Raw genomic sequence first — 13,094 nt, forward strand, 5'->3', positions numbered from 1 at the left:
GTAAGCATAAAGTATTATGCCATGAACAGCGTATGTGTTTGTGATGAATATTGACTGCCGCTTGATAAATAACGAGAGGTTTTGATGACGGCTTTGGCTACCCCCTTACTGGTGCTTGATGAGCTGACGGTTCAGCGTGGTGAAATCCCGCTGTGTGAAGCGGTCACGCTCCATTTGTCTGCTGGTAGCATTTGTCATCTGATCGGTGCAAATGGTACGGGTAAGACGACGCTACTGATGCAGCTGGCTGGACTACTGCCAGTACTGACAGGTGAGGTGGTTTATCAAGGAGCGGCAACCTTGCCCATTCAGCCGTTATATGTGTCGCATCAACTGGGCATTCACCCCAATCTCACTGTTGCACAGAACCTAACGTTTTTGCTGAATCTGTATGGCCTCACACCAAGTCCTGCTGATATCGATGAGGCCCTCACTTGGGTGGGGTTGCAAGGGTTTGAGACCCTCAGCTCAAGCCATTTATCCGCAGGTCAAACCCGCCGTATCACTCTGGCGCGGTTATATTTATTGACGCCTGATGTGACACCGTTATGGTTACTTGATGAGCCTTTTACCGCTCTTGATGTCGATATGGTGGCACGGATGGAAGACAGACTGCGAGATTTTGCCAATGCGGGTGGGGCGATACTAATGACCAGTCATCAAGCGGTTGGTGTGGCCAATCAAGTGCTCGATTTGACCGAGTATATGGTTTAGGTATTTTATTTCGTGCCAACTATAATATAAGTGCGATAAGCAGAAGAGCAAATAGATGTCACAAACAGACAGTACGACACAAGCGATGAATAACAGCTCACACACTCTCGAAGTCACAGCGCGTGGTATCAGCTTTACGCAGTTATGGCGGCGCGAATGGCAAGTTAAGCAGCAAGGGGCCGTGCAGTGGCTGTATCCTTTGGTCCTGTTTTTGGTGATTATTACTTTGTTTCCGTTAGCGGTTGGCAGTGAGCCTGCATTATTGCAACGACTTGGGGTGTCTGCCGTGTGGATCGCCGCTCTGCTATCGCTCGTGATGGGGGTTGATGGGTTGTTTAAGCCTGCCCTTGATAATGGCACATTGGCGCAATTGGTCGTCGCCAAAGCGTCACTACCGTTATGGGTATTGATTCGCTTAGCGATTCACTGGATATTTAGTAGTGGTATTGTGGCAGCATTAAGTTTGCTCGCCGTTCCTTTATTCCAACTCAGTTGGTTTGAGGCGTGGATACTGATGGCCTCTATCGTTACGGGTAGCCCAATGCTCTTGATGCTATCAGCGGTCGCTAGTAGCTTGACGTTATCATTGAAAAATGGCGCGGTGCTGGTGCCTTTGATTGCGTTGCCCATGCAACTGCCCGTGTTGATTTTTGCGACGGGTGCGGTTGATTTGTTTGCCACCGGTCTTAATGGTTTGCCTATATTGGCCTTGTTATTGGCAGGTAGTATTGTGTCAGTCTTGGTCATGCCGTGGGTGATTGCGTTGACCTTAAAAATGGCGTGGCTTAATTAAACCGACATCAGCTGTTTTATTAAACCCCTTTGTATTAACAGCATGGTGAAAACTGGCAATTTTGCTATAATAGCCAAGCAAATACATAAAACATCCCTTGTAGATTCTATCCAGTGTTTAACGCCAGCAGGTTAGCAGGTAGTAGTGTCCATGATGGGCCCCACCTGCCGCCATAAGCTGCGCAATAGGTTTATTCCCATGCCCAACCTGAATAATGTCTCATCTCCTAGCCTGTGGCAACGCATTTGGCAAGGCTTTTTGACCACTGTGGGTACCAAGCAGTTCTTCCGTATTTTTGCGCCTTGGGTGAAGTGGTTAGCGATACTAGCTGGTATGTGTCTACTGCTCGGTAGTGTGTGGGGACTTGCTTTTGCGCCGCCTGATTACTTGCAGGGCAATAGCTATCGTATTATTTTTATCCACGTTCCAGCAGCCAGTCTTGCCATCTCTATCTATTTTGCGCTTGCCGTGTTAGGCGTTATCTATTTAGTTTGGAAGATTAAGACGGCTAGTCTGGTCGCACAAGCACTGGCGCCGATGGGGTTTTTGCTGTGTGTCATCAGTTTGCTAACCGGCTCCATTTGGGCAAAACCAACTTGGGGTACTTATTGGGTTTGGGATGCACGTTTGACGTCCATGCTGATTTTGGCATTTTTATATGCGGGTGTCATGGCACTGTTTGCCGCTTTTGAACATACCGCCAATCGTGGTAAAGCAGCGGCCATTCTATCGATTGTTGGCGCGGTGAATCTCCCTATTATCAAGTACTCAGTAGAGTGGTGGAATACCTTGCATCAAGGCGCGACTTTTACCTTAACCGCTGCCCCAAAAATGTCGGCAGACATGTGGATGCCATTATTACTAATGATTATTGGCAGCTATTTACTGGTCGCGACATTGGCAATTTATCGTACCAATACCTTAATTTTGTCGCGTGACCAAGGTAAAGCGTGGGTGAAAGAGTACATCCGTGGTCAACATAAATAACGGCTAGGAAAATATTATGCAGCCCTATTTTTATAGCGTCTCTGAGTTTATCGCCATGGGTGAGCATGGGGTGTTTGTGTGGTCATGCTGGGCCATTACGGTTGGCATGATGCTGGCTTTTATTGTTTATAGCCGCAGACAGCGACAAGCGCTTATCAAACAGCTCACTATCCAGCAGGCGCGTCAAGCGCAGCGCACTGCTAAACCATCGACGCCTGTCACCAAGCGTTCTCGTTAGTAAAATTAACTCAATATCATAGATTTAGCACATAAAATTGCCTTGTCTTATTTGTAGCAGTGTCACCTCATAAATGGCTATGGGACTTATTGATTTGTCCGAAAAATGCTATCATATAGCCATTAGAAGAGTACGATTAGAAAGACATTCCTAAAAAGTTTTTCTAATGGTAGTTTCTTTAATATTTTCTATTTTGCAGATGAGTGATTTGTAAAATAGGGACTCATCAATGAGGTAGTGGTATGAACGCAGTTCGGCGCAAAAAACTGATGTGGGTTATGTTTACGCTTGCAGGCGCGGCGATAGCCGTGGTGTTGGTGATTTATGCCATTGGGCAACAAACCGACTACTACTTTGACGCTACGGCCATTGCGCAAGGCGAAGCGCCACAAGACAAGCGTATCCGTGCTGGTGGTATGGTCGTTGCAGGTAGTGTCCAGCGCGCAGCAGACAATCCTCTGAACGTTGAGTTTGCTATTACTGATTTTCAATCGACAGTACCCGTGACTTATCAAGGGATTTTGCCTGACTTGTTTGCTGAAAATTCAGGCGTCGTTGCCACGGGTAAAATGCAGGGTGATACCTTTGTCGCAGGAGAAGTATTGGCCAAGCATGATGAAAACTATATGCCACCTGAGGTCGCCAAATCAATGAAAGAAAACAATCGCAGTGGTGCAGTTCCCCCTTCTGAGCAATATAATCCCGCTGAAAAAATTCACGAGACTCAAACGCTGCAACAGTAGTATCAGATTGTTTATCTAAATACGAAAAGGCCACCGACTCATCGGTGGCCTTTTTTAATGGTATTATATCGCAGTTAGCTATTAGTCATCCCATACAGGGCTATAGTCAGGATGTTCAATCTTGCGGCCATCCGAGCGCGCCAACCCGCCAATTTTATCTAGCTCTTCTGCACTCAACTCAACATTAACAGCGTCAAGATTACCCTGCAGGTGATCAGGGTTAGAGGTTTTTGGAATAGCAACACGGTGTTTATCCGACAAAATCCACGCCAGTGATATCTGAGCTGGGGTTACTTTGTGTTTATCAGCAATCTCTTTGATGATGTCATTGTCAAACACGTCACCACGTGCCAGAGGTGAATACGCTTCTAATAAAATATGATGGTTGTTTAAGAAAGTTTGTAACGTATTTTGCTTAATGAAGGGATGAAACTCAACTTGGTTCACCACAATTGGCACGTCTGCATGCTTTTTTGCTTCGATAATATTGGCGATATTAAAGTTCGAGACACCAATATGGCGCGTTAACCCTTGTTTTTGTAGCTCGCACAATGCAGGCATAGTTTCAGACAATGGCACGCGATCATCGGGCCAGTGTAATAGCAAAAGATCTACATAGTCGGTATCTAGGTTCTCTAGAGAACGCTTAGCCGCTGCCGCCAACTTCTCCGGTTGAAACTTCATATCATCAGGAAAGATTTTTGTGGTTAAAAAGAACTTGTCACGAGCGACCCCTGACTGTTTAATACCTTGGCCGACTTCTTTTTCATTGTCATATGCTTGGGCAGTATCAATATGCTCATAGCCCATCTCTAATGCTTTTTTAACGACATCAACGCAGTCCTGACCAGTCGACTGCCAAGTACCCAGCCCCAGTACGGGGATATTTGCTTGGCCAGCGGTACGAATATTATAAGTTTTAGTAGTCATATTATTATCCTTATGTTTTTATGATTTTGATTTCTTTTCGAATCAAAAACTGATTTTAACTATCAGTGTAATCAGTTCAGAATAAAAGTGTACGATCCATTAATGGTGTTCTACTGATATAAATTTCCCTCGCTGGCTGTTCGCAAGCGTGACAGAGGCTTCATAAAATTCATACCAGTAGAGCCGTCACATTTTTAAAGTGAATCGACTATAATAGCAAGCCAGTCATAGTAGCGCTCAATTTGACTGCGCTTCTATTTAGCTCATCCACTATAGGACTAACTAAGACAAAGAGAAAGGGTGGTTGACGGTTTCCTACAAAGGACAAACAGGCTGTAACGTCATTTTTGGTAATGGATAAATGATGAGACAAGCAGTTAATAAAAACAGAAATACAAAATTTGGCCCCATAAAAAACGCCCATTACGTTAAGCAATGGACGTTTATAACTATCATGAGACCAGTAAATTTAGAGCATTTTTGAACTAAAACCTTACTGAGCAGTGGTTTCTACAGGTGCAGTAGCGGCATCAGTGTTGGCGCTGTGATCTGTGCCCCAGATTTTTGGATATTTATACCCTGGGAAAGTCTCGTGAGCATATTTCTTAAAGGCTTCTGAGTTATAAGCGTTAGTCACATCTTCGACCCATTTTTTGCCTTGATCAGCAGACTTAATCGCTGACCAGTTAACATAAGCAAAGCTTGGCTCTTGGAATAGCGCTTCAGTCAGCTCGATACCCGCGTCTGTGGCATAGTTACCATTGATAACCGCGAAATCCACTTCATCACGAGCACGTGGTAGTTGCGCCGCTTCCAATTCAACGATGTCGATATCATATTTGCTGTTATCAGCGATGTCAGTTTTTGACGCAGTCAACGGGTCGATGTTGTCTTTTAGCGTAATCCAACCAAGATCATCCATCATCACAAGGGCGCGGGCAAAGTTACTTGGGTCGTTTGGTGCAGAGACGCTCATACCTTTATAGGCTTCGTTTAAGCTGCTCTTTTTACCAGAATAGATACCCAGGGGTGCGGTTGGTACTTGGAACACTTCGACTAGATCCAGGTTGTTTTCTTTTTTGAAGGTATCAAGGTAGGGCTTATGCTGGAAAATATTAATGTCTAAGTCGCCTTCAGCCAACGCAAGGTTAGGGCGAACGTAGTCTGTAAAGGCCACCAATTCAACTTCATAGCCCTGCGCTTCAAGCGAGCTTTTCACTTGGTTACGTACCATATCGGCAAAGTCACCTTCGGTAGTACCAATGACGATTTTTGTATGCTCAGGATCAATATCACTAGCGGCAGTTTCTGCAGTTGTGCCATTGGTAACTGCTTCTTTAGTAGCTTCTGGTGCTGATGAGTTGTTGCAACCGACCAAAACCAAGCTTGATACGCCAACAGCAGCAAATGCAGTCGCTAACTGACGGCTGATATCTGTTAATTTCATGGAACTTCCTTAATAAGAGACAGAGAATAGAGGGGAGATATGACGATTAAAAAAGCAACATTATAGAAACTAATGCTGCTCAGTTAAGGGGTGTTAAGTTAGTAACAAAATTAAAGGGTCACAGTAACAAAGTCAAGCGTTTTACTTAGGATGAATCGGCATTAAACCCTGAGTATTATTCATAATAAGGGCAGCTCAATGCCGCTTCTCACTTTGTACTGATAGGGCTTTTAGCGTTTATCCAAGCGATTGGCCATCCAATTGCCAGTGGCTTGAATCGCGATAACCATTATTGACAGTACAATAACGATAAAAATCATCACCTCAGTTTGATAACGATAATAACCGTAACGAATCGCCAAATCACCCAAACCACCACCGCCAATCATACCAGCCGCTGCTGAATAAGACAGCAAACTGATACACAGAATCGTCACTGATAATATCAGGCCTGAGCGTGCTTCATTCAGTAGGACTTTGATAATAGTAAAGGGACGCGCGCCCATAGACTCAGTCGCTTCGATAATACCACGCGGCACTTCACGCAAGTTTTGTTCCACTAAGCGGGCAAAATAAAATGAACCAGCGATAGCCAAGACTAAAGAGGCTGCGATAGGCCCGATACCGGTGCCAACAATGGCTTTGGTAAAAGGACTCATGGCGATCATCAAAATGACAAAGGGGAAAGCACGCATAAAGTTGGTGATGCCACCCAGCACACCGTACAAGGTTTTATTTTGCAAAAACTGGCGGTCACTGGATAAAAATAAGAAGACGCCAAACAGCCCGCCAATGACAATAGCGACCGTCGTTGAGATGCCGAGCATGATGAACGTGTCAATAAACGCATTTGCAATCTCTTTGCGTAGTGCAAACAGCTTGTCTACCGAGGCGGATAACTCAGTACCAGTTAACATATCTATTTCTCCTGCCTCATTAGTCCTCAACGACTAGGCCTTTGCCAATCGGGGTGGTTGCTTGAATCAGACCGTCTCTTACCTCTGCCACTTCTAATAGCTGTCCTTGATGCAGTAGTGCTGCGCGATCACAGAGTCTACGAATGACGCTCATCTCATGAGTCACAATCACAATGGTCACGCCAAGCTGTTCATTAATATCACGTAAGCAAGTCAACAAGCTGCGGGTGGTCGCAGGATCAAGGGCGCTGGTTGGTTCATCGGCCAACAGTACTTTTGGACTCGGGGCAATCGCTCGAGCAATACCAACGCGCTGTTTTTGGCCACCTGATAGCTGGGCAGGATAATGGCCAGCACGATCGGTCAAATCGACAATCTCAAGACAATCCATGACTCGTTTGTGAATATCGCGAGTAGGATAGCCTGACACCGTTAAGTTAAAAGCCACATTGTCAAAGACAGTACGGTTCGACATCAGGTTAAACTGCTGAAAAATCATGCCGATATTATGCCGAGCAATACGTAGCTCACTGGCAGACAAGGTGGTCAAATCGGTGCCATCGATAATGACTTGACCAGAATCTGGGCGCTCAAGCATATTAATCAGACGTAACAAAGTCGACTTACCGGCACCCGAATACCCCATTAGGCCAAAAATCTCGCCTTGTTGGATCGTCAAAGACGTTGGCTCAACAGCGGTAAACCAATGCGGCTTGCCATTTTCGTTTTTGATTGATCGGTCGCTTAAAAAACTTTTGGTCACATCGTTTAAGACAATCATGTCATTCATGGAGGGCTCAAAATTCAATAATTTTTTTAATAGTTATGAGTGTGTTGTTATGCGTCTCTTAGCGTGTCAGAGGCGCATTAAAAAACCACAGTCAACAACCCTATAATAAGGGGCGCTAATATAGCATATTATCGAGCGCTTTGGATATGCGCATCCGTGACCCGCTTATGACTAATAGCAATTAGTGAAAGGGAATTTGAAGAAGAGAGATGGCGATGTCAGCATAAAAAGAAACGCTCATTGGGTATGGTCGAATCTAAGTAATCTAAATAGCCTTGAACCCAGCGTGGATTATATACGCCACACCTCAAGTGAGATGACGCTGTAGCGGATGTATAGAAGAGATTTGACTTATAGGTAGCTGATTAATGGTGTGGGTCATGTTTGACTGGTATAACGACTAAAAATCTCGTATGACCATTTAGCGTATCGGTGATAATACGCCCTTGATGGGCGGTGACGATTTGCGAAACCAAGGATAAGCCGAGCCCCGAGCCTTTGTTTTTTTGCTGCAAGCGCACGAATGGGCTAAACACCTCTTCGCGTTTGTCTTCAGGAATACCAGTGCCTTCATCAATCACTGCCAGTACCGCATATTTTGGTAAAGGACGTACAGGTTCGGCTTTCGCTTTCTTCATGTGTTTGGCAAACAGTCCTTCTTTGCGGGGTGTACTCGTCGTCTCAGTATCATTTTGCGCGGTGTCTTTGCTGTCCTTTTTAGCGCCAGTTGCAGAAACAGCTTCTTTATCTGCTTTTGGCGCTTCACCACTTTTTTGCGCCTTGGCGTTCCTACGTATTATTCCCTCTGTAGACTTAGGCGCTTCCTCGCTATGAGTAGCACTTTCAGTATTGTTGGCAGCGGTAGAAGACAGGGTGGCGTCAGGAACCGCCTTCCAAATAACCTTTTTAATTCTGTCAGTCAAATCACTGGTAAAGCTGTGATGGGTAACCACCAATGATGAGTCACTATTGGGACGGGAGGAGTCACTCGTGCTTGTGGCAGTAATGCTTGAGGTGACAGCAGCGTTTAAGTCAGAGTGCTCATCGTGAGTGCTAGGAGCATGGGTCTCTGTTAATGTTGTCGTACTGTCAAGGCTATCGCTGTTAGCATCCGTATCTAGGCTAACCACTGCATGAACATCGCTATCAACAGCAACGCTTTCACCATTTTTATAAATAGGCGGAGCTGGCAGGGTGGCCATTGGTTCTGCTGCTTCAGATTTAACTTTATCTGTATGGGATGCGTCGTCTGAGTTTTTCGGGCTTTGTGGTGCCTCTTCGTTGCTATCAATTTGCTCAGTTTGCTCGTCATACGTTTCAAAGTCAGAGCTATTATAATCGACAAAGCTACTAGATAGCACCGTTTGCAATAGATAATCAGGAATGGTGCCGGCTTCCTCAGCCGTTTGCACACCGTATAGCAATACCGTGACTGGCGGTTTGCCATGGAGCATCGCATTGGTTAGTAAATTACGAATCAAATGGGTCAACATGGATGACTGACCATCAATGACAATATGCTCACCAATCAGGGTGGCTTCAGGGTAGTGCTGACGTTCTTGATTGACTAGATCATACAAGTCCAAGCGTTCAACTTGCTGCAACGCATGGCCAGCATCTAAACGGCTCACCAGTAGGATACTCTCCACCAAATCATTGAGTCCTGATAAGTCGCGATTAATTGCGTGGGCACGCTTATCAAATTTCGCTTTAGTATCAGAAGGTAGAGCGCCCGCCAGCATATCCATCATCTCAATCTGTAAACGGATACGCGTAATGGGCGTACGCAGCTCATGAGAAGCGTGCGCTAGTAGTAAATTATTGGCATCGATAAGATGTTCGATCTTTTGTGCTGCTTGGTTAAAACCGCGGGCTAATGAAGCAATTTCATCATTACCGCGGGCATTAACGCGTACCGTAAAGTCGCCATCGCCCAGTTGCGTCATCTGTTGGCTCATCTGATTGATGCGCCACGTGATGGTGCGAGCAATCCACCACAGTACGCCTGCCATTATGAGTAGCAGCAGTAGCGTACCCGTGAATAAATTCAACGCAGCCGAGAGTACCGGCTTTTTAGGTGGTAAGCGTGATTCATACAACAGGGTATAGCCAGTGCTGCTATAGACTTGGACTTGCTTGGTAGGGGAGACATCAGAAAATGAGGGGAAAACGCGTGATAGCAGCGATGGGGGCGCTGGCAGCTCTAGCGGTAAATCGCTATTGTCTGTTTGCATCAGCAACCGACCATCATTGTTGTATAAGCCCATCTTTGCTTGTAGAGACTCATCAAAGATATCAAAGCTTTTTTTGACCACAGCCAGCATAAAGCGTGACTGTAATCGATTGTCCTTACTAACAGAGACATTAAGCTCATGCAAAAATGGGTCAATTTGTCCCAAAATCTGTGTGGCCAGTATTTCTGAGCGTATGCCTGCATCTTTGTCATGAACCAGTTGAGTCAATAGCACCATCGCGACTGCAAATAAGATAAGTGCCAGCATGACGCTGGCAAATAGCTTGGCAAATACGGAGCGAAATCCCAACTGCTGCATTAAATAGTCTCTGTTTTTAAGCGTTTACGTCGGCTCACAGGTTTGTCTCATACCACGGGGTTAAGCGTTTGAGCACTTTCTCGGCTGTTTGGCTACTTTCTGGGATCAAACCTGATCGGTGGCAAACTGATACCCAACGCCGCGTACGGTAATAATACGTTTTGGCTGGCGTGGGTTGTCTTCAATCAACGCTCGCAGACGTGAAATATGCACGTCAATCGCGCGATCAATGTTGTCTGAGCTGTCATCATTGGGCATGGCTTGCCAAAGCTGCTCACGATTCAACACTTTACCAGAATGGGTAGCAAAGTAATGCAAAAGTTGGAACTGATGCGTCGTCAAACGTACTGGTTCATCGTCGATAGTGACTTCATGGCTGTCAGGGAAGACGCTCAAACGCCCAAACGTTAAGCTGTCTGACTGGCTGTCTGCTTGATTGGGCTGCTCGTGCCGACGAATAACCGCGCGAATACGAGCCAAAAGCTCACGTGGCTCAAAGGGCTTAGCAATATAATCATCAGCGCCCATCTCAAGACCGAGTACGCGATCCGTTGTATCCCCTTTCGCAGTCAACATGATAATCGGCACTTTATTGGTCATGTTGTTTTTATTGCCGCGAATTTTTTGACACACTTGCATGCCGTCCATATCAGGCAACATCAAATCAAGCACGACCAAATCAATGTCACGCTCTTTGGTGTCTAGTAAATCAAGCCCTTCTTGACCAAGTCCTGCATGATGGACATCATAATAATTCATTGTCAGGTAGTCACTGATTAACTCAGCCAAATCTGGATCATCTTCAATTAATAAAATCTGTTTGCTCATGGGTTGTCCTCTCGTTGTTGTTATAGTTTGCCAAAAGTCTTGTGCGCTTGATGTGTTAATCAGACAAGCACATCACTATATTAGCGGCTCAAGCATTGACATTATTTACTCATTTATACTCACTCTCGCAATCTGCAAACCTGTTTTCAGACTCCTAAGACCGGCAGTCATAAAGTACAAACGGTTCCAATACTCAGTATATGCTATATATCATACGGGCATAGTGCCTAATTACGCTGTTACAAAACAAGAGAGCCTTTGTTAATGTTTCTACACAATGTAACTGTCGATGTTTATTGCTATGAAACAATGACTTTTTTGCCTTCAGAATCAATGGGTAAGTCTGCCAAACAAATTAAGCTGTCATTACTAATACCCGCAATTAAATACTGGTTTGTTGTGGGATTATATTCAACCACTTCAATAGCTCGGCGCTTTAAACGCTGATCTTGGCCAATAACCCAGACATTCGCCGTCAAAGGTCTCAGCGGCTTGTAGGGCGGCTTTTGTAGTTCTGTTAAGTCGACATCATGAAGGGCGCGTTTGGGTACAATCGTACCCACATCTATTTGACCATAATTAACCCGCCCTGTGACCTTCATGTCTGGTAACAGCTTGTCATGATTTTTCTGATTTTCAATCACATCGACGTAGACTAAGAGTTTTTTAGGCTGACTGGTCGCTGTCAGCTTACTGACTTGTCCCGTAAACTTGTCTGACACACCTTCAGCGGTAAAGTTGACCGTCTGACCAACCGAAAGCTGAGGTTCCGCTTGAATAGGCAAGGTAGCAATAAAGTACAATTTCGTCTCGTCGCTAAGCTGTAATAGAGGGGTGCCAGCGTCTATATTTTGTCCCGCCTTCACATACAATTCTTCTACACGCCCTGAAAAGCTGGCTCGCACCGTGACCAATTTATAGGGAGAGGGTCTGTTCGTCGCACCTTTGCTACTATTTACCGTCCTATCGCTGGAGTCGACGTTTGCGTTATCGATGGTTGACGGCGCTTTTGATGGCTCATTGCCATCGGTCACGCTGTTTTTTATGTCTGTCTTATTATCATTACCATTGTCATCAGTAGTGGCTTGCTTAGGGCGGGAGTTGGCCTCTTTTTCTTGTTTATCTGCCAGCTTTGCGCCTTTGGTACCGTTGGTGTTATTAGCCACTGTATTTTCTTGGGGCGCGTTCTCGGTTTCTAGCGGCGCATCGTCTGCTGTACGCTCTGAGTACACTCCCGTGTTATCGCTCTCCAAACGTCGAACAATGAGTAAAGGCGTCTCTTTTTCTACCCATTGTCCCTCACTGATCAGTATTTCTTTGACGTTGATAGGGTGGGCGGCTGTAAACTTGGTTTGTTTGATGGGTTCGATACGACCTTGCAGTCCCACACTAGGCTGATAGCGTGACGGCTTAATACTCAATATGTGCTCTGGTGTCATGGTCACGCTATCATTAGTAATGACGATTGGCGTATCGACTGTGGCACTGTCTGTGGAAGTCACGGGTTCATCAGTAGGCGGCGATGGCTGACAGGCGGCAAGCAAGAAAGCACTGAGTAAATAGGTGCTGTTTTTTAAAAGTTTAGAAGCAGTCATCAGTCATAGCCGTCACCGTAAGAATCGTTATTTTATTATATAGTGAATTGTATCGAGGTGAAACAATTGCCCCATACTTAGGGTACTTACCAAGATTGGGATTCTAATTACTAATAAATAGGCAAAATCATTGCGCTCGCGAATAACAACCATTTTTATATTACTGGCTAGTGTGAACATTTATTTGTTAATCACTGGAAAAGGGTCAATAACTGTGCTAAAACGAACATAACAAATTCTATTGATACACTTTTATTACAAAATAAAATTATCCAGCAATGTGATTATCGTTTCTATATAATGCAGAAATATCATGCGGTTGATGGTTTTAGAAATTGAGAGCGCTACCGATGACTTATGTATGACTGTTTTCTGAGCGCGCGTTACCAACACTGAGTTAATGGGCGCTCAAAAAAGCGAAATAGTTCGGGCAAAAAACGCCGAGTAGGGCTCAATTTAGCAGAATTATCAATCAGAAAGTGCGTATAGTAACCCATGTTGATGCCGTGTTTGACAGGCAGAGATTGACAGATGACAGATTCACTGTCATAACACATGGC

12 protein-coding genes are annotated in these 13,094 nt (G+C 45.1%); 5 read left to right on the top strand and 7 right to left on the bottom strand.

Translation table 11 applies throughout. The features are described from left to right. Window positions 1-84: 84 nt before the first annotated feature. The 5 genes from ccmA to ccmE all read left to right on the top strand — a co-directional run bounded on the left by ccmA (window position 85) and on the right by ccmE (window position 3,475). Complete coding sequence (ccmA, locus tag JFC06_RS02290) at window positions 85-714, top strand: heme ABC exporter ATP-binding protein CcmA (RefSeq protein ID WP_198333830.1); 630 nt, start codon at window positions 85-87, stop codon at window positions 712-714. Window positions 715-769: 55 nt separating this feature from the next. Next, window positions 770-1,507: a heme exporter protein CcmB gene (locus JFC06_RS02295; protein ID WP_198333831.1), complete on the top strand. Its 738-nt coding sequence runs from the start codon at window positions 770-772 to the stop codon at window positions 1,505-1,507. Window positions 1,508-1,705: 198 nt separating this feature from the next. Next, the gene (ccmC, locus tag JFC06_RS02300) at window positions 1,706-2,494 is read left to right on the top strand and encodes a heme ABC transporter permease CcmC (RefSeq protein ID WP_198333832.1); all 789 of its coding nucleotides are present in this window, start codon (window positions 1,706-1,708) and stop codon (window positions 2,492-2,494) included. Window positions 2,495-2,510: 16 nt separating this feature from the next. Beyond that, window positions 2,511-2,732, top strand: coding sequence for a heme exporter protein CcmD (gene ccmD, locus JFC06_RS02305; protein WP_193005252.1), 222 nt, complete (start codon window positions 2,511-2,513; stop codon window positions 2,730-2,732). Between the two features lie 242 nt (window positions 2,733-2,974). Beyond that, window positions 2,975-3,475 (top strand): cytochrome c maturation protein CcmE, encoded by a 501-nt coding sequence (gene ccmE, locus JFC06_RS02310; protein WP_193005253.1) that lies wholly within the window; start codon window positions 2,975-2,977, stop codon window positions 3,473-3,475. 81 nt (window positions 3,476-3,556) lie between these two features. On the opposite strand, the gene JFC06_RS02315 is transcribed toward ccmE, so the two are convergent. The 7 genes from JFC06_RS02315 to JFC06_RS02345 form a co-directional block, all read right to left on the bottom strand. Continuing rightward, window positions 3,557-4,405 (bottom strand): aldo/keto reductase, encoded by an 849-nt coding sequence (locus JFC06_RS02315; protein ID WP_198333833.1) that lies wholly within the window; start codon window positions 4,403-4,405, stop codon window positions 3,557-3,559. Window positions 4,406-4,898: 493 nt separating this feature from the next. Next, on the bottom strand, window positions 4,899-5,852 hold the full coding sequence (locus JFC06_RS02320) for a MetQ/NlpA family ABC transporter substrate-binding protein (protein ID WP_198333834.1): 954 nt from the start codon (window positions 5,850-5,852) through the stop codon (window positions 4,899-4,901). A gap of 230 nt (window positions 5,853-6,082) precedes the next feature. Continuing rightward, window positions 6,083-6,769, bottom strand: a complete 687-nt coding sequence (locus tag JFC06_RS02325; RefSeq protein WP_198333835.1) for a methionine ABC transporter permease — start codon at window positions 6,767-6,769, stop codon at window positions 6,083-6,085. Between the two features lie 19 nt (window positions 6,770-6,788). Next, the gene (locus JFC06_RS02330; protein ID WP_198333836.1) at window positions 6,789-7,559 is read right to left on the bottom strand and encodes a methionine ABC transporter ATP-binding protein; all 771 of its coding nucleotides are present in this window, start codon (window positions 7,557-7,559) and stop codon (window positions 6,789-6,791) included. Window positions 7,560-7,924: 365 nt separating this feature from the next. Then, window positions 7,925-10,111, bottom strand: coding sequence for a sensor histidine kinase (locus JFC06_RS02335; RefSeq protein WP_193005258.1), 2,187 nt, complete (start codon window positions 10,109-10,111; stop codon window positions 7,925-7,927). 105 nt (window positions 10,112-10,216) lie between these two features. Then, window positions 10,217-10,939, bottom strand: coding sequence for a response regulator transcription factor (locus JFC06_RS02340; protein ID WP_058025471.1), 723 nt, complete (start codon window positions 10,937-10,939; stop codon window positions 10,217-10,219). A 299-nt stretch (window positions 10,940-11,238) separates the two neighbouring features. Further along, the gene (locus JFC06_RS02345; RefSeq protein WP_198333837.1) at window positions 11,239-12,534 is read right to left on the bottom strand and encodes an efflux RND transporter periplasmic adaptor subunit; all 1,296 of its coding nucleotides are present in this window, start codon (window positions 12,532-12,534) and stop codon (window positions 11,239-11,241) included. Window positions 12,535-13,094: the final 560 nt, after the last annotated feature.

The sequence above is a fragment of the Psychrobacter namhaensis genome (assembly GCF_016107545.1).
Lineage (GTDB): Bacteria > Pseudomonadota > Gammaproteobacteria > Pseudomonadales > Moraxellaceae > Psychrobacter > Psychrobacter namhaensis.

What these genes read in the sequence shown, in the direction of transcription:
- ccmA (WP_198333830.1), top strand. Translation starts at nt 85, where the DNA reads ATGACGGCTTTGGCTACCCCCTTACTGGTGCTTGATGAGCTGACGGTT.
- JFC06_RS02295 (WP_198333831.1), top strand. Translation starts at nt 770, where the DNA reads ATGTCACAAACAGACAGTACGACACAAGCGATGAATAACAGCTCACAC.
- ccmC (WP_198333832.1), top strand. Translation starts at nt 1,706, where the DNA reads ATGCCCAACCTGAATAATGTCTCATCTCCTAGCCTGTGGCAACGCATT.
- ccmD (WP_193005252.1), top strand. Translation starts at nt 2,511, where the DNA reads ATGCAGCCCTATTTTTATAGCGTCTCTGAGTTTATCGCCATGGGTGAG.
- ccmE (WP_193005253.1), top strand. Translation starts at nt 2,975, where the DNA reads ATGAACGCAGTTCGGCGCAAAAAACTGATGTGGGTTATGTTTACGCTT.
- JFC06_RS02315 (WP_198333833.1), bottom strand. Translation starts at nt 4,405, where the DNA reads ATGACTACTAAAACTTATAATATTCGTACCGCTGGCCAAGCAAATATC.
- JFC06_RS02320 (WP_198333834.1), bottom strand. Translation starts at nt 5,852, where the DNA reads ATGAAATTAACAGATATCAGCCGTCAGTTAGCGACTGCATTTGCTGCT.
- JFC06_RS02325 (WP_198333835.1), bottom strand. Translation starts at nt 6,769, where the DNA reads ATGTTAACTGGTACTGAGTTATCCGCCTCGGTAGACAAGCTGTTTGCA.
- JFC06_RS02330 (WP_198333836.1), bottom strand. Translation starts at nt 7,559, where the DNA reads ATGAATGACATGATTGTCTTAAACGATGTGACCAAAAGTTTTTTAAGC.
- JFC06_RS02335 (WP_193005258.1), bottom strand. Translation starts at nt 10,111, where the DNA reads ATGCAGCAGTTGGGATTTCGCTCCGTATTTGCCAAGCTATTTGCCAGC.
- JFC06_RS02340 (WP_058025471.1), bottom strand. Translation starts at nt 10,939, where the DNA reads ATGAGCAAACAGATTTTATTAATTGAAGATGATCCAGATTTGGCTGAG.
- JFC06_RS02345 (WP_198333837.1), bottom strand. Translation starts at nt 12,534, where the DNA reads ATGACTGCTTCTAAACTTTTAAAAAACAGCACCTATTTACTCAGTGCT.